The organism is Gemmiger formicilis (genome assembly GCF_016901605.1).
In the GTDB taxonomy this organism is placed as follows: Bacteria; Bacillota; Clostridia; order Oscillospirales; family Ruminococcaceae; genus Gemmiger; species Gemmiger formicilis_B.
Genome location: NZ_JACJKP010000062.1, coordinates 1 through 14302 on the forward strand (window position 1 = coordinate 1; position 14302 = coordinate 14302).

The window sequence follows — 14302 nt, forward strand, 5'->3', positions numbered from 1 at the left end:
TGAGTTCACCCGTGGGCTATACTATACCAACAACTGAGAGGTTTTGTATGCAAATGACCGTTTCCTGCAAAAAACTGGACCCCCGCGCCAAACTGCCCGTGTATGCCACCCCCGGCGCCGCCGCTGCCGACCTGTGTGCCCTGCTGGACGAGCCTATGACCGTTGCCCCCATGCAGCGGGTACTGGTCCCTACCGGCCTGGCCATTGAACTGCCCAACGCGGAATGCGTGGCCTTGGTCTACGCCCGCAGCGGCCTTTCCATCAAGCACGGGCTTTGCATGGCCAACGGCGTGGGCGTTATCGACAGCGATTACCGCGGCGAACTCCGCGTTCCCATGGTCAACCTGTCCCAGGAAGCCTACACCATCCAGCCCGGTGAACGGGTGGCCCAGCTGTGCATCGCCCCGGTGTGGCAGGCTGCCTTTGTACAGGCGGAAACCCTGAGCGATACCGACCGCGGTGCGGGCGGATTCGGCTCCACCGGAACGGTATAAGGACAAGCAATTTCCAAAATTTTCCAGTCTCGTGCCGCTGCGGCAGGTTTCGACGCAGCGGTGCTACTATAATCGAACGCGAAAGGATTCCGCTATGGCTTTGATCCTGGCCTCCGGCAGTCCGCGCCGGCGCGAACTGATGGCCCTTATCACCCCGGACTACACCGTCATTACCAGTGACGTGGACGAAAGCAAAATTGCCGCCGATACCCCTGCCCACCTGGCACAGGCCCTGGCCACCGCCAAAGCCCGTGCCGTGGCTGCCCAACATCCCGACGATACCGTCTGCGGATTTGATACCGTGGTGGAGTGCAATGGGGAGGTATTCGGCAAACCCCGCGATGAAGCCGATGCCCTGCGGATGCTGCGCGCTCTTTCGGGCTGCACCCACAAGGTACATACCGGCGTCTGCATCTGCCGGGGGGACCGCGCCGCCGCGACGGTGGAAACCACCCTGGTACAGTTTTCGCCCATCGAGGAAGAGGACCTTCTTGCCTACGTTCACACGCCGGAGCCATACGACAAAGCCGGAGCCTACGCCATCCAGGGGCACGCCGCACTTTGGTGCGCGGGCATTGCGGGATGCTACTATAACATCATGGGGCTGCCGGTACACCGGGCGGCGCAGCTGCTGCGCGAATTTCGCTGAAGTGTGCCCCCTGTGCGCAGCCCCCAAGTGAGGGAGCTGTGCATGAGCAGGATCGGAGATTTTTTCAAACGTTTTTTCGGGAGAATACGCGCTATGTTTACCAAAGACATTGGCATTGATTTAGGCACCGCAAACACGCTGGTGTACATGAAAGGCCGCGGCATCATCATGCGAGAACCCAGCGTGGTGGCCGTAGACCCGCGCAGCGATGAACTGCGGGTGCGCAGCGTGGGCCATGAGGCCAAGGCCGTCATCGGCCGGGCGCCGGGGTCCATTGTGGCGGTACGCCCGCTGAAGGACGGCGTCATCGCAGATTTTGACATCACCGCCGCCATGCTGCAGAGTTTTATCCGCCAGGCATGCGGCCGCAGTATTCTTGCCCGGCCCCGCGTGGTGATCTGCGTACCTTCCGGCGTTACCGAAGTGGAACGCCGCGCGGTACGCCAGGCAGCCGCCAAGGCCGGTGCCCGCCAGGTCACCGTAATTGAAGAGCCCATGGCCGCCGCCATTGGCGCGGGCCTGCCCACCACCGATGCCGTGGGCAGCATGATTGTGGATATCGGCGGCGGCACCGCAGAGGTTGCTGTCATCAGCCTGTCGGGCATTGTGGCCAGCCACAGCGTGCGCTGCGCCGGCGACACCCTGGACCAGAGCATTATCGCCTTTATCAAACGCAAATACAACCTGCTGGTGGGCGAACGTACCGCCGAGCAGATCAAAATTGAGATCGGTTCCGCCTGTCCCCAGGACCCGGAAACCAGCATGGAGATCAAGGGCCGCAACCTGGTGGACGGCCTGCCCAAGGATATCCTGATCCGCTCCGAGGAAGTGCGGGAGGCCATGAGCGAGAGCCTGCTGCGCATTGTGGACGCCATCAAGGACACCCTGGAACGCACGCCGCCGGAACTGTCCAGCGATATCATCGACCGGGGCATCATGCTTTCGGGCGGCGGCGCCCTGCTGCGGGGACTGGATACCCTGATCCAGAATGAGACCGGCATTACGGTCCATGTGGCCGAAAGTCCCCTGGACTGCGTGGCGCTGGGTGCCGGTGCGGTGCTGGATAACCCGGACCTGGCCGGCAAACGCAAGGAAGAACTGAGCTATCTGTAATCCGCCTACCATAATAAAGAGACACAGCCCGACCGGCTTGTGTCTCTTTTTGCTTTTGGGGCGCAAAATCCAGTTTTCTCTTGCCGTAGCAGGGCAAACGCTGTATAATGACAATGTATATTTGTAAGTATATGCCGCATACAAGCGGTAACGATACATGGAGGCAGTCATTATGTCTGAGTTTATCCCGCTTTCGGTCCCGAATTTTGGTCCCCGTGAAGCTGAATTGGCCGGGGAAGCCATCACCTCGGGGTGGGTGTCCACCAGCGGCGGCAAGGTCACCGAATTTGAAGAAGCGCTGGCCCGCTACCTGGGCACCGGGCGCGCCGTAGCCTGCAACGCCGGTTCCAGCGCCCTGCACCTGGCCGCCATGGCCGCCGGGATCACCCGCGGGGATGAGGTCATTGTCCCCACACTGACCTTCATTGCCGCCGTCAATCCGCTGACCCGTTATGTGGGTGCCGAGCCCATCTTCATCGGCTGTGATGATTCGCTGTGCATCAACCCGGATGCCGTGGAGGAGTTCTGCCGCACCCGCTGTGAACTGCGGGACGGCAAACTGTACAACAAAGCTACCGGCGCCCACGTAAAAGCACTGGGCGTGGTTCATGTATTCGGCAACATGGCCGACATGGTCCGCCTGACCGATATTGCCAAACGGTACGGCCTGATTCTGATTGAGGACGCCACCGAAGCCCTGGGCACCCGGTATACCGAAGGCCCCTTCGCAGGCAAGTTTGCGGGCACCATCGGCGACATCGGCTGTTACAGCTTCAACGGCAACAAAATCATCACCACCGGTGCCGGCGGTGCGGTGGTTTCCAACCATCCCGACTGGCTGGAACACGCCAAGCATCTTTCCACCCAGGCCAAAGCCGATATGCTCCAGTTCAAACATGATGAAGTAGGCTACAACTACCGTATGACCAATGTACAGGCCTGCCTGGGCCTGGCCCAGCTGGAACGGCTGGAAGGGTTCATTGCCCACAAAAAGGAACTGTACGACCACTATGTGGAAAAACTGGATGGCGTAAAAGGGCTGCACATTCTGCCTTTCCGTACGCAGGATGTGCGTTCCAACCGCTGGTTCTTCAGCCTGTACCTGAAAGATTCCGGCCTGGACCGGGATACCGTCATTGAAAAACTGCAGGCCCAGAGCATCCAGACCCGTCCGGTCTGGGCCCTGATCCACGAGCAGGCAGACTACCCGCGCAACGAAGCCTACGGCCTGGAAAAAGCCCTGGATTACCGCCGGTATATCGTCAACCTGCCCTGCTCCACCAACCTGTCCATGGAGGACTGTGAGCGTGTCTGCCAGGCGGTGCTGAGCCTGTAACCCATTACCGACCGAGAGGGGGATCACCCTTTGATCCAAGTAGAAGAATTGTTCCTGGCACCGGATGCTTCTGTGCTGGAAGCTCTGCGCAAGCTGGACGAAACCGGGCAGCGCATCCTGTTCATTGCCCCCCAGGGCAAGCTGGAAGCCGCCCTGACCGACGGCGACATCCGCAAGTTTTTCCTGCGGGGCGGTACGCCGGATCAGGCTGCCAGTCTGGCCGCCAATTTTCACCCGCTGAGCCTTCCCATTTCCGAACGGGGCCGTGCCCGGGAAGTTCTGCAGAAGAACCGCATCGACGCACTGCCCATTCTGGACAAGCGCGGTGTGATCACCGATATCGTCTTTGCCCACGGGCTGGATGTGGACAACCGCAAACACACCGATATCCCCGTTGTCATGATGGCGGGCGGGCTGGGAACCCGGCTGTACCCTTACACCAAAATCCTGCCCAAACCGCTGATCCCCGTGGGGGAACAGCCCATTGCCGAACTGATCATGGACCGGTTCCGGGATTTCGGGTGCCGCCAGTTCACCATGATCGTCAACTATAAACGCGGGATGATCAAATCCTATTTTAATGAACTGGAAAAAGATTACACCGTAGACTTTGCCGATGAAGATGTATTCATGGGGACCGGCGGCGGGCTGTGCCTGCTGAAAGACAAGATTCATTCCCCGTTTTTCTTCACCAACTGCGATACGCTGCTGGATGTGGATTTCGGTGACATTTACGAGTACCACAAGAAAAACGGCAATCTGGTGACCATGGTATGCGCCTTCAAGCATTATACCGTTCCCTACGGTGTGGTGGAACTGGGCCCCGACGGCGGCATTGCCGCCATGCGGGAAAAACCGGAACTGGACTTTTTGACCAACACCGGCGTTTACGTGGTGGAACCCCGTGTGGTAGAGGAAATGAAGGACGGCGAAGTGATCGGCTTCCCCGATGTCATTGAACGTTACCGCGCCGCCGGAGAGAAAGTCGGCGTGTACCCCATCGGCGAAAGCAGCTGGATGGATATGGGACAGATGGAAGAACTGGAAAAGATGCGGCGGAAACTGGAAAACCAGTCCTGATCTGCCGAAAGGAGAATAGCATGCCCGTTTTGATTATTGCCGAAGCCGGAGTCAACCACAACGGCGACCTGGAAATGGCCAAGCGCATGGCACTGGTAGCCAAAGAGTGCGGCGCCGACGTGGTCAAGTACCAGACCGCCGTGCCCGAGCTTGTGGTGAGCAAGTTTGCCGAAAAAGCCGCCTACCAGAAAGAAACCACCGATGCCACCGAAAGCCAGCTGGAGATGATCCGCAAGCTGCATTTTTCCTTTGAAGGGCATCGGGAACTGAAAGAGTATTGCGATTCCATCGGCATCCAGTATCTTTCGGCCCCCTTTGACATTCCCAGCGTACAGTTCCTGGGCACACTGGACCTGCCCCTGATCAAAATTCCTTCCGGCGAGATCACCAATCTGCCGTACCTGGAGGAAGTAGCCAAACTGCACACGCCGGTACTGCTTTCCACCGGTATGAGCAATCTCAACGAGATTACCGATGCGCTGGCCGTTCTGGATGACGGCGGCTGCCCCGAAGCCACGGTGCTCCACTGCAACACCCAGTACCCCACCCCCTACAGCGATGCCAACCTGACCGCCATGCTGGAACTGTTTGACCAGTTCGGCCTGCCGGTGGGGCTTTCGGACCACACCCCCGGTTGGGAATGCGATGTAGCTGCTGCCGTGCTGGGCGCATCGGTCATTGAAAAGCACTTTACACTGGACAAGAACCTGCCCGGTCCCGACCAGCAGGCCAGCCTGGACCCTGCCGAGTTCAAGGCGATGGTACAGGCAGTGCGCAACATCGAGGCCGCCCTGGGCGACGGCCACAAGCACCTGACCGCCAGCGAAGCCCCCAACAAGAACGTTGCCCGCAAGAGCATCGTGGCGGCACGGCCCATCAAAGCCGGCGAGACCTTTACCGCCGAAAATCTGACCACCAAACGCCCCGGCGACGGCATCAGCCCCATGCGCTGGTACGATGTGCTGGGCAAAACCGCTACGCGGGATTTTGAAGAGGACGAAAAAATCGAATGGTAACGCAGTCGCGGCGGCAAACTTTGCCGCCGCGCTGTGCAGAAAGGACCCTGTATGCGTACGATCTGTGTCGTGACTGCCACCCGGGCGGAATACGGCCTGCTGCGCCCCGTTTTACAGAAACTGGCTGTGGACGATGAATTGCAGCTGCAGCTTGTAGTGACCGGCGCCCACCTTTGCCCCTGGCTGGGTGAGACCGTGCGAGAGATCGAGGCGGACGGCCTGCCCATTGCGGCACGGCTGCCCATCTTCCGCCAGGAAGAAGAACCGGTGGCACAGACCATCGCCCGGACGATGACGGTATTTGACCAATACTTTGCCGACCACCGCCCGGACGTCGTACTGCTGCTGGGGGACCGGTTCGAGATTTTTGCGGTAGCCGCCGCAGCTTCCGCCCGGCACATCCCCATCGCTCACATTTCCGGCGGGGATGTTACCCTGGGCGCTGCCGATGAATACTACCGCCACTGCATCACCAAAATGGCTGCGCTGCATTTTCCCTCCTGTGCGGACAGTGCCGCGCGGCTGGTCCGGATGGGCGAAGACCCCCGCCGGGTATTCTGTGTGGGCGGCCTGGGCGATGAAAACATCCGCACCCTGCCCAAAATGACCCGGGAGGAGCTGTGCGAATCCACCGGTTTCCCACTGATGCAGCCTTTTGCGCTGGTGACCTACCATCCCGAAACCAGCGCCGGTGCCCCCTCCCCGGCCCTTCAGGTAGACGCTCTGTGCAAGGCCATGGCCGCTGTGCCCGGGGTGTTCTGGCTGATCACCGGTTCCAATGCCGACGAAGGCGGGCAGATCTGCACCCGGGCCATGCAGACTTTTTCCGCCGCCCATCCCGACCGTGCCGGGTTCATCCAGAGTCTGGGGCTGCGGCGGTATCTTTCGGCGATGGAGTGTGCCTCCCTTGTGGCGGGCAATTCTTCCTCCGGTGTGGTGGAAACGCCCACCTTTGGCGTGCCCACCGTAAACATCGGCCAGCGGCAGGCAGGGCGCCTGCTGTGCGACAACGTTCTGTGCTGTGTGGCCGAATCTTCCGCCATTGAGCAGGCGCTGCGCAAGGCACTCTCCCCTGCTTTTGCCGCGGTCGCCCGCACCGCCCGCAGTCCCTACAACGGCGGCGATACCAGCGGCAAAATCTGCCGGGTGCTGCGCCGTTTCGATTTTGCCCCCGTCAAAACCTTTTACGACGGCCCCGTGCCGGAATTTGATCCCCAAAAGGAGTGTTTATGATGAAACTTCTCATTGTAGGTCTGGGCAGCATGGGCAAACGCCGTGCCCGGCTGGCCAAAGGCATGGATGCGTCGGTGGAAATTGTAGGCGTGGACAGCGCCGAAGCCCGCCGTGCCGAAGCCAAAGAACTGGGGCTGGTACAGGACGCCTGGGCGTCCATTGACGAAGCCGTGACCGCCGCGCATCCCGATGCCGCACTGGTCTGCACCGCACCGCTTTCTCACGCAGCCATCATCAGCGACCTGCTGGACCATGACCTGCCGGTTTTTACCGAACTGAATCTGGTACGGGACGGCTATGCTGAAAACATGGCCAAGGCACAGGCCAAGAACCTGCCGCTGTTCCTTTCTTCCACCATGCTGTACCGCCGGGAGACCCAGTACATCAAGCAGGCGGTGCAGAACTTTGGCAAACCGGTCCATTACATCTATCATATCGGGCAGTATCTGCCTGACTGGCACCCCTGGGAAAACTACAAGAATTTCTTCGTGGGCAATGCCCGCACCGGTGGTGTACGGGAGATTTTCGGTATCGATCTGCCCTGGCTGCTGGACGCCTTCGGCGATGTGGAAAAAATGACGGTACAGACCGATTCCATCAGCGACCTGGGCCTGCCTTACCCCGACTGCGCCACCCTGCTGCTGCGTCACAAGAGCGGTGCCCAGGGCGTGCTGGCGGCGGATGTGGTTTCCCGCAAGGCTGTGCGCAACTTTGAGTGCTTCGGCGACGGGCTGCACCTGTTCTGGGAGGGCAACCCCAAAGCGCTGTATGAGTTCCGGGACGGCGACAAGCAGTTTGTGGACACCTACGCCAGCTTTGAACACGACAGCCGTTACAGCGACAACATTGTAGAAAACGCTTATGTAGATGAACTGGCCAATTTCTTCGGCGTTCTGAAAGGCACTGAAACACCCCGCTGGAGCTTTGAAAAAGACCTGGCGGCCATTGACCTGATGGATGCCGTGGAGCGGGCCTGAGCCTGTACAAAAGGAGGACCCGTCCATGTTTTTTGACCCGTTTTCCCTTATGTTTTCTATCTTTCCGCTGATCGTCATGGTACTGTTTGTGGTCATTCTGGTGCGCGGGCTGCGGGAGTGGTCCCGCAACAACGCTGCCCCCCGGCTGAGCGTGCCCGCCACCGTAGTGACCAAGCGTCGTGCCCATCATCACAACGCCGGCACCCACACCAGCAGCACCACCTACTATGCCACATTCCAGTTTGAAAGCGGCGACCGGCTGGAACTGCGCCTGCCCTGGCGGGACGCCGGGATGATCGCCGAAGGGGATCGCGGCACCCTGCATTTCCAGGGGACCCGGTACCTGGGTTTTGACCGTGACCAAACTACCTGACAGGGAGGATTTCCCATGCAGACTTTGACCGCGCTGTTCGTGGGGCTCGGCTCCATCGGAACTCGCCATTTGAACAATCTTTCCACGCTGTGCGCCGACCGGGGCTGGACACTGCAGGCCGACGCCCTGCGCAGCGATCTGACCCGGCCGCTGCGTCCCGGCGTAGCGGAAAAGCTCCATGCCCAATACACCGAAGCCGCCCAGCTGCCCGCCCACTATGACCTGATTTTTATTACCAATCCCACCAGCCTGCACGCGGATGCCCTGCGCGCCGTGTACGGCCGGGGCGGCGCCCTGTTCATTGAAAAACCGATTTTTTCTGCCGAACAGACCGGGCTGAATCTGGCCGACTATCTGCCTGCCGGGCAGAAAGCTTACGTGGCGGCGCCCATGCGCTGGTGCGGTGTTATGCTGGCTCTGAAAGACCTGCTGCCCACACTGCACCCCTACTGCGCCCGGGTCATCTGTTCCAGCTACCTGCCCGACTGGCGCCCCGGTGTGGATTACCGCACGGTGTACAGCGCCCACAAAGCCCTGGGCGGCGGCGTGACCATTGACCTGATCCATGAGTGGGATTACCTGGTGGACCTGTTCGGCGTACCGGAAGCACTGTGCAACTTCAAGGGCACCTACTCCGATCTGGAGATCGACTCGGATGATCTGTCGGTCTATATTGCCCGGTATCCTTTCCTGCTGGCCGAAGTGCATCTGGACTATTTCGGCCGCGGTTACCGCCGTTCCATCGAACTGTTCTGCCGCGACGGCAGTGTGGTGGCAGACTTTGGCACCGGCACCCTGACCTTGCCCGACGGTACGGTGCAGCACTATGAGGAAGATGTGAACCGCCGTTATGAGCGGGAGATGGAATATTTTGTGGACTACGCGCTGGGGGATGCCCCGGCCAGCTGCAATCCGCCCGAACTGGCATTGCAGGTATTACAACTGACGTTGGGAGAGAAATAAGATGAATCGTCTGCTCATCACCATTTGCGGCCGCGCCGGCAGCAAAGGATTCAAAAACAAAAATCTGAAGGTATTCTGCGGCAAACCGCTGGTCTATTATTCCCTGAGTGCGGCAGAACTGTTCTGCCGCAACCATCCCGAGTTGCAGGTGGACCTGGCCCTGAACACCGACAGCCAGGAACTGGCCGACCTGGTGGCCGCGCAGTACCCGGAAGTGGTCTACCTGCCCCGCGGCGCCGAACTGGGCGGCGACAAAGTCCCCAAAATGGCCGTTTACCAGGACAGCCTGCGCCGCATGGAAGAGCGCACCGGTGCCCTCTACGACTGGCACATGGACCTGGACATTACCAGCCCGCTGCGTACCGCTGCCGACATTGAAAACGCCTTTGCCCTGAAACAGTCCCGTGAAGATCTGGACCTTGTGTTCAGCGTCTGTGAAGCGCGCCGCAACCCCTGGTTCAACATGGTCAAAACGGTGGACGACCATGTGGAGCAGGTGATCCATAGCGAATTTACCGGCCGTCAGCAGGCCCCCGATGTGTACGATGTCAACGCGTCCATCTATGTTTTCCGCCGGGATTTTCTGGCCGAAAACACCGACGGCATGCTGTGGCGCGGCAAAATCGGCGTCAGCGTCATGATGGATACCGGCATCATCGACATTGATTCGGAACACGACTACCTGCTGATGGAAGCCATTGCCCAGCACCTGTATGCCCATTACCCCGAATTCAACGCTGTGCGGGAGAACATCCGTGGCGAATGATACATTTGAGCAGGCCCTGGACCTGATTGTGGGTGCGGGACAAACCATGCTGGAAAACGGCGGCGAAGTATTCCGCGCCCAACAGACCATGGAGATCATGGCCCGCAGCCTGCATGTGGAAAAATTTCATGTCTATGTACTCACCAACGGTATCTTTGCCTCCGCCCTGCCCGAAAGCGGCGAAAGCGTCAGCATGGTCCGCCATGTACCGCTGGTATCCATCCATCTGGGCCGCGTGGAAGCCGTCAACGAGCTTTCCCGGGAGTTGGCCGCAGGAAAATTGGACCTGGCCCAGGCGCAGCAAAAACTGAAGGACGCCCGGGCCATCGGCGATGCCTCGCCCCGTGTGGAACGGCTGGCCTGCATTGTGGGCAGCGGCTGTTTCGCTTTCCTTTTCGGGGGCTGGCTGATCGAAATGGCGGTAGCCGCTGTGGCAGGACTGTTGGAATCCATTATCTGCCAGCAATTCGGCAAGCGGCACATCAACCGCATTTTCACCGACATCATTGCCGCCGGTCTGTGTACCCTGTGGGCGCTGGGCGTGCGCTTTTTTGTGCCCACCTTGGATGTAAACACCGCTACCATCGGTGCTTTGATGGTGCTGACCCCCGGTGTTGCCCTGACCATGGGTATCCGGGATATTATCAATGCCGACTATCTTTCCGGCGCTATCCGGCTGCTGGACGCTGTGCTGATTGCCGGCAGCATCGCCTGCGGCGTGGTGTTGGCCTGGCTTATTGGCGGTGGATTGGGGGCGATCGTATGGTAATACCCATCTGGGCCGATTATCTTGCCCAATTTCTGGTGGCGATTGTTGCCACCATCAGCTTTGGCGTGACCTTCCGTGTTTCGCCGCGGCACTACCTTGCCTCCGGCATTACCGGTGCGGTGGGCTGGCTGGTCTATGTACTTTGTGCAGGACTGCTCTCCCTGAGTGCGCCGGTGGCTACACTGGCCGCCGCCCTGCCGCTGACCGCCTGCGCCCGCCTGTTTGCCATCCGCCACAAAGCGCCCATCACCCTGTTTTTGCTGTGTGGTATTTTCCCGCTGGTGCCGGGCGCCGGCATCTATTATACAGCCTACTATTTTCTGCGGGACGACCGCACGTTGTTCGCCAATAAAGGCGTGGAAACCTTGAAAATTGCCGTAGCGCTGGCTCTGGGCATTGCACTGGTATGCAGTATCCCCCTCAAACGAAGCAAACAATAAGCAAACACCGGAAAATCCATCAGGATTTTCCGGTGTTTTTCTGTCCGGGTCAACTCATTCGGTGGGGTATTCGATTTCTGTTTCCACTGCAGCCGCCTGGGTATCCTCCTGTTCGGCGGCGGCAGTCTCCGCGCTGGCTTTGGCCGCCGTGATCAGCCCCGTCACTTCTCCCGAGGGCTTCTCCAGCAGGTAGGCGCCGATAGCCTTTGCCTTGTAGACCAGCAGCACGCAGTAGGTGTCCTGGTCACCGGTAGACAGCGCCGGGCACAGCAGCGTCCACTTTTCCACCGTCTTGCCTTTGTAGTCCGAAAGATCTAGGTCACTTTCCTGCACCACCTGGTTGAAGGCCGTGAAACTGTCGTCCCATTTTTTGGGGATCTTGACCTTATCCACCGCCGCCGAGGACAGATCCGTCTCAAAGCCGTACCCGGTGAAGTAGGTGCCGATGTCCTGGGTGGTTTCGATGCCGGGGGTAGCCTCGGCACTGGCGGTGGTCACCGCATCCCCGGAAAAATGCACCGCAGCCACCACCGTTCCGCACAGACATACCGCGCACAGGGCGAGCGCCCCCGCCTGCCGCAGCCCGGGTTTTGTAACCGTGAACAAAAACATACGCGCAGCCCCTTTCTCCTTGTTTCATGCAAGGATATGCGCGAGCTGCGCTTTGTATGCTTACTTATATTTGGGTTCTGCCTCGTACCATTGAAAAATGACCGCGTCATTGTCACGTTCCAGCCGGGCAATGTCATGATCGGGCATCGCCGTCCACATGACCATCATAGCCCCCAGCGCCGCACACAGCCGCACCGCCCAGTTCCGTTTGTCCGGGCACCAGGCAATAAAATCCGGCCTGGCTAGCAGGTTGCCAAAGCAGTGGGACAAAAGATATGCCGGCAGCGCTTTGGTGCCGTAAATGCGGTGGTTGCGGTAGCTGTCCACCAGTTGCCCGCGCACCACCCCCGGGGCCATGATGCGGATAAGCCGCACCACCCGCGGGTCAAAACTTTCGATGCAGTACGGGCCGGGGTAGGTTTTCAGCGCCGCCAGCACCGCGCGGCACAACTCCACCAGATACCGGCCCCGGTATTCATAGCGGCTTTTGATCTCCACAATCAGCGGCGTGTCCGGGTTGGCCCGGGCCACCGTCTGCAAAACCTCGGTAAACAGCGGCGCGTGTTCCCCGCTGCCCGCCAGCGGCAGCGCAGACACCACCGGCCAGGGGGTCTCCTGCACGCCGCCCGACACCGATGTCATCCGATCCAGCGTATCATCGTGGAAGACCACCAGTTTCCGGTCCTCGGTAAATTGTACATCCAGCTCAATGCCGTACCCGTTCCGGGCCGCCGCAGCAAAAGCAGGCAGGCTGTTTTCGGGCGGACTCTGCTGGACCCCGAACAAGCCCCGGTGGGCATAACTGCGCCCTACAAAAGGTTTGCGCAGCGAAGCACGGGGCAGCCCCGGGCAAACCAGAAACAAAACCAGTGCCGCGAGCAGCAGCGGCAACACAAGCAACAGCAGCAATACAATCAGCAGCATGGCACTCACCTCTCTGCATTTATTGTATCGTACCGCCGCCCGGATTGCAATCTTTGGACCATTGCACCGCTTGGGCAAAAAAGAAATTTTATAGTTTTTTTCAAAAGTTTTCACATTTTCTCCACGCCGAAAGGATATTGTGATACAATAGAAAGTGTGAAAAAGGGAGGCCGACTTTATGGCAAAAATTTTGGTCGTGGACGACGAACCTCGGATCCGGGATTTGATCCGTGAGCATTTGCAATATGCCGGTTTTACCTGCGAGGAAGCCAGTGACGGCGCCGCCGCCCTGAGCGTTCTGACGCAGGGCGGGATCGACCTTGTGATTCTGGACATTATGATGCCGTTTATGGACGGCATGACCTGCCTGCGCGAGATGCGTACCCGCAAGATCATGACGCCGGTCATTATGCTGACCGCCCGCAGTGAGGAATACGATAAACTGGCCGGCCTGGAGGGCGGTGCCGACGATTATGTGGTCAAGCCCTTCTCCCCGCGGGAACTGGTGGCCCGTGTGAAGGCAGTTCTGGGCCGGACCATGCCGAAAACCGACGAAAACCAGAGCAGCTACGTATTCGGCGATCTGAATATCGATACCGCCAGCCACACGGTAAAAGTCGCCGGGCAGGAAGCACCGCTGACCCCCAAGGAATTTGATCTGCTGGTATTCCTGGTCAGCAACAAGGGCATTGCCCTGAGCCGCGAAAAAATCCTGCAAAAAGTGTGGAACTATGACTACTATGGCGAGGACCGCACGGTGGACACCCACATCAAAATGCTGCGCAGCCATCTGGGTCCCTGCCGCAATTATATTGTCACCGTATGGGGAATCGGCTACAAGTTTGATCCCGATACGCTGTAAAAAAGGAGTGCAGCGAACTTGAAGCGAAAGCCCCCCGCCGCAAAGCACGGCTTTGTACTTGGCATACGCGGGCAGCTGATGCTGTTTATCGTCGGTATGACCCTGCTGACGCTGGTACTGGTCTGGAGCGTGATCACCTACGGCCTGGTACCCCAGTACAACCGTACCATACGTGCCAAACTGGAAAGCAAAGCCACCGCCATTGTGGCCATGATCGACCAAAGTGACACCCCTATCTCCAGCCGGGATTTCGGCATTCTGACCCTGGACAGCGATTTTTGGGAAGACGTAAGCAACGCCTTTATCAACAAGACCATCAATGTGGACGGCTGCTGCGTGGATTTCAGTGACTCCACCTTACGCTGCCTGAAAGCTTACGAGAGCATGTACCCCTGCCTGCTGCATGAAAGCACCGCTGCCTTCGGCGGCAATTTCGGGTACAATGTCAACACCTCGGTAGTCATCCAGCTGCGCCAGAAGCTGTTCCAGGACGGCCGCCTGTACGAAATCGTCCGGGCCAGTTCCAGCCAGCAGATGGTGGTGGGACAGCTTTCGGCCGACGGCAAATACGGTGTGATCGTTTCTGCCAGTCTGGCCCAGATCTCCACCGCCGCCGAGGTGCTTCGCTCTATTCTGATTCCCCTGGCCCTGATCCTGCTGGTGCTGGATCTGCTGTTCGCCATGCTGTTCAGCCG

At 59.3% G+C, this 14302-nt stretch carries 17 protein-coding genes; 15 read left to right on the forward strand and 2 right to left on the reverse strand.

Annotated features, from left to right (window positions below; genetic code table 11):
- The first annotated feature begins 47 nt into the window (after positions 1–47).
- The 13 genes from dut to H6B10_RS06585 all read left to right on the forward strand — a co-directional run bounded on the left by dut (position 48) and on the right by H6B10_RS06585 (position 11209).
- Complete coding sequence (gene dut / locus H6B10_RS06525) at positions 48–494, forward strand: dUTP diphosphatase (protein WP_204650813.1); 447 nt, start codon at positions 48–50, stop codon at positions 492–494.
- 94 nt (positions 495–588) lie between these two features.
- Positions 589–1143 (forward strand): Maf family protein, encoded by a 555-nt coding sequence (locus H6B10_RS06530; RefSeq protein ID WP_204650815.1) that lies wholly within the window; start codon positions 589–591, stop codon positions 1141–1143.
- A gap of 93 nt (positions 1144–1236) precedes the next feature.
- Complete coding sequence (locus H6B10_RS06535; RefSeq protein WP_204650817.1) at positions 1237–2256, forward strand: rod shape-determining protein; 1020 nt, start codon at positions 1237–1239, stop codon at positions 2254–2256.
- A 172-nt stretch (positions 2257–2428) separates the two neighbouring features.
- Positions 2429–3592 (forward strand): LegC family aminotransferase, encoded by a 1164-nt coding sequence (locus H6B10_RS06540; protein WP_204650819.1) that lies wholly within the window; start codon positions 2429–2431, stop codon positions 3590–3592.
- A 30-nt stretch (positions 3593–3622) separates the two neighbouring features.
- The gene (locus tag H6B10_RS06545; RefSeq protein WP_207751584.1) at positions 3623–4672 is read left to right on the forward strand and encodes a nucleotidyltransferase family protein; all 1050 of its coding nucleotides are present in this window, start codon (positions 3623–3625) and stop codon (positions 4670–4672) included.
- A gap of 20 nt (positions 4673–4692) precedes the next feature.
- Positions 4693–5688 carry an N-acetylneuraminate synthase gene (gene neuB / locus H6B10_RS06550; protein WP_204650821.1) on the forward strand — a complete coding sequence of 332 codons (996 nt, stop codon included), beginning with the start codon at positions 4693–4695 and terminating at the stop codon, positions 5686–5688.
- 51 nt (positions 5689–5739) lie between these two features.
- Positions 5740–6921, forward strand: coding sequence for a UDP-N-acetylglucosamine 2-epimerase (gene neuC, locus H6B10_RS06555; protein WP_204650823.1), 1182 nt, complete (start codon positions 5740–5742; stop codon positions 6919–6921).
- Complete coding sequence (locus H6B10_RS06560; protein ID WP_204650825.1) at positions 6921–7898, forward strand: Gfo/Idh/MocA family protein; 978 nt, start codon at positions 6921–6923, stop codon at positions 7896–7898. Before neuC ends, H6B10_RS06560 begins: the two co-directional genes overlap by 1 nt.
- 25 nt (positions 7899–7923) lie before the next feature.
- Positions 7924–8271 (forward strand): DUF2500 domain-containing protein, encoded by a 348-nt coding sequence (locus tag H6B10_RS06565; RefSeq protein ID WP_204650827.1) that lies wholly within the window; start codon positions 7924–7926, stop codon positions 8269–8271.
- Positions 8272–8286: 15 nt separating this feature from the next.
- A complete protein-coding gene (locus H6B10_RS06570; protein ID WP_204650829.1) occupies positions 8287–9234 on the forward strand; it encodes a Gfo/Idh/MocA family oxidoreductase in 948 nt (315 codons plus the stop codon).
- Between the two features lies 1 nt (position 9235).
- On the forward strand, positions 9236–10000 hold the full coding sequence (locus H6B10_RS06575) for an acylneuraminate cytidylyltransferase family protein (protein WP_204650830.1): 765 nt from the start codon (positions 9236–9238) through the stop codon (positions 9998–10000).
- On the forward strand, positions 9990–10769 hold the full coding sequence (locus H6B10_RS06580; RefSeq protein ID WP_345941712.1) for a threonine/serine ThrE exporter family protein: 780 nt from the start codon (positions 9990–9992) through the stop codon (positions 10767–10769). The genes H6B10_RS06575 and H6B10_RS06580 overlap by 11 nt, the downstream gene beginning before the upstream one ends.
- The gene (locus H6B10_RS06585) at positions 10763–11209 is read left to right on the forward strand and encodes a threonine/serine exporter family protein (RefSeq protein ID WP_207751585.1); all 447 of its coding nucleotides are present in this window, start codon (positions 10763–10765) and stop codon (positions 11207–11209) included. The genes H6B10_RS06580 and H6B10_RS06585 overlap by 7 nt, the downstream gene beginning before the upstream one ends.
- Before the next feature lie 54 nt (positions 11210–11263).
- Here the strand turns inward: H6B10_RS06585 and H6B10_RS06590 are convergent, their stop codons facing one another.
- Together H6B10_RS06590 and H6B10_RS06595 are read right to left on the reverse strand one after the other, a co-directional pair.
- Positions 11264–11821, reverse strand: coding sequence for a DUF4830 domain-containing protein (locus tag H6B10_RS06590; RefSeq protein WP_204650834.1), 558 nt, complete (start codon positions 11819–11821; stop codon positions 11264–11266).
- A gap of 60 nt (positions 11822–11881) precedes the next feature.
- The gene (locus H6B10_RS06595) at positions 11882–12745 is read right to left on the reverse strand and encodes a glycerophosphodiester phosphodiesterase (protein ID WP_204650836.1); all 864 of its coding nucleotides are present in this window, start codon (positions 12743–12745) and stop codon (positions 11882–11884) included.
- A gap of 178 nt (positions 12746–12923) precedes the next feature.
- Between H6B10_RS06595 and H6B10_RS06600 the strand changes: the two genes are divergently transcribed.
- Positions 12924–13607: a response regulator transcription factor gene (locus H6B10_RS06600; protein WP_204650838.1), complete on the forward strand. Its 684-nt coding sequence runs from the start codon at positions 12924–12926 to the stop codon at positions 13605–13607.
- An 18-nt stretch (positions 13608–13625) separates the two neighbouring features.
- The coding region (locus tag H6B10_RS06605) for a hypothetical protein (protein ID WP_204650840.1) at positions 13626–14302 on the forward strand (677 nt) is incomplete at its 3' end.

What these genes read in the sequence shown, in the direction of transcription:
- H6B10_RS06530 (WP_204650815.1), top strand. Translation starts at nt 589, where the DNA reads ATGGCTTTGATCCTGGCCTCCGGCAGTCCGCGCCGGCGCGAACTGATG.
- H6B10_RS06540 (WP_204650819.1), top strand. Translation starts at nt 2,429, where the DNA reads ATGTCTGAGTTTATCCCGCTTTCGGTCCCGAATTTTGGTCCCCGTGAA.
- H6B10_RS06560 (WP_204650825.1), top strand. Translation starts at nt 6,921, where the DNA reads ATGAAACTTCTCATTGTAGGTCTGGGCAGCATGGGCAAACGCCGTGCC.
- H6B10_RS06600 (WP_204650838.1), top strand. Translation starts at nt 12,924, where the DNA reads ATGGCAAAAATTTTGGTCGTGGACGACGAACCTCGGATCCGGGATTTG.
- H6B10_RS06590 (WP_204650834.1), bottom strand. Translation starts at nt 11,821, where the DNA reads ATGTTTTTGTTCACGGTTACAAAACCCGGGCTGCGGCAGGCGGGGGCG.
- neuB (WP_204650821.1), top strand. Translation starts at nt 4,693, where the DNA reads ATGCCCGTTTTGATTATTGCCGAAGCCGGAGTCAACCACAACGGCGAC.
- H6B10_RS06570 (WP_204650829.1), top strand. Translation starts at nt 8,287, where the DNA reads ATGCAGACTTTGACCGCGCTGTTCGTGGGGCTCGGCTCCATCGGAACT.
- H6B10_RS06535 (WP_204650817.1), top strand. Translation starts at nt 1,237, where the DNA reads ATGTTTACCAAAGACATTGGCATTGATTTAGGCACCGCAAACACGCTG.
- neuC (WP_204650823.1), top strand. Translation starts at nt 5,740, where the DNA reads ATGCGTACGATCTGTGTCGTGACTGCCACCCGGGCGGAATACGGCCTG.
- dut (WP_204650813.1), top strand. Translation starts at nt 48, where the DNA reads ATGCAAATGACCGTTTCCTGCAAAAAACTGGACCCCCGCGCCAAACTG.
- H6B10_RS06585 (WP_207751585.1), top strand. Translation starts at nt 10,763, where the DNA reads ATGGTAATACCCATCTGGGCCGATTATCTTGCCCAATTTCTGGTGGCG.
- H6B10_RS06565 (WP_204650827.1), top strand. Translation starts at nt 7,924, where the DNA reads ATGTTTTTTGACCCGTTTTCCCTTATGTTTTCTATCTTTCCGCTGATC.
- H6B10_RS06575 (WP_204650830.1), top strand. Translation starts at nt 9,236, where the DNA reads ATGAATCGTCTGCTCATCACCATTTGCGGCCGCGCCGGCAGCAAAGGA.
- H6B10_RS06595 (WP_204650836.1), bottom strand. Translation starts at nt 12,745, where the DNA reads ATGCTGCTGATTGTATTGCTGCTGTTGCTTGTGTTGCCGCTGCTGCTC.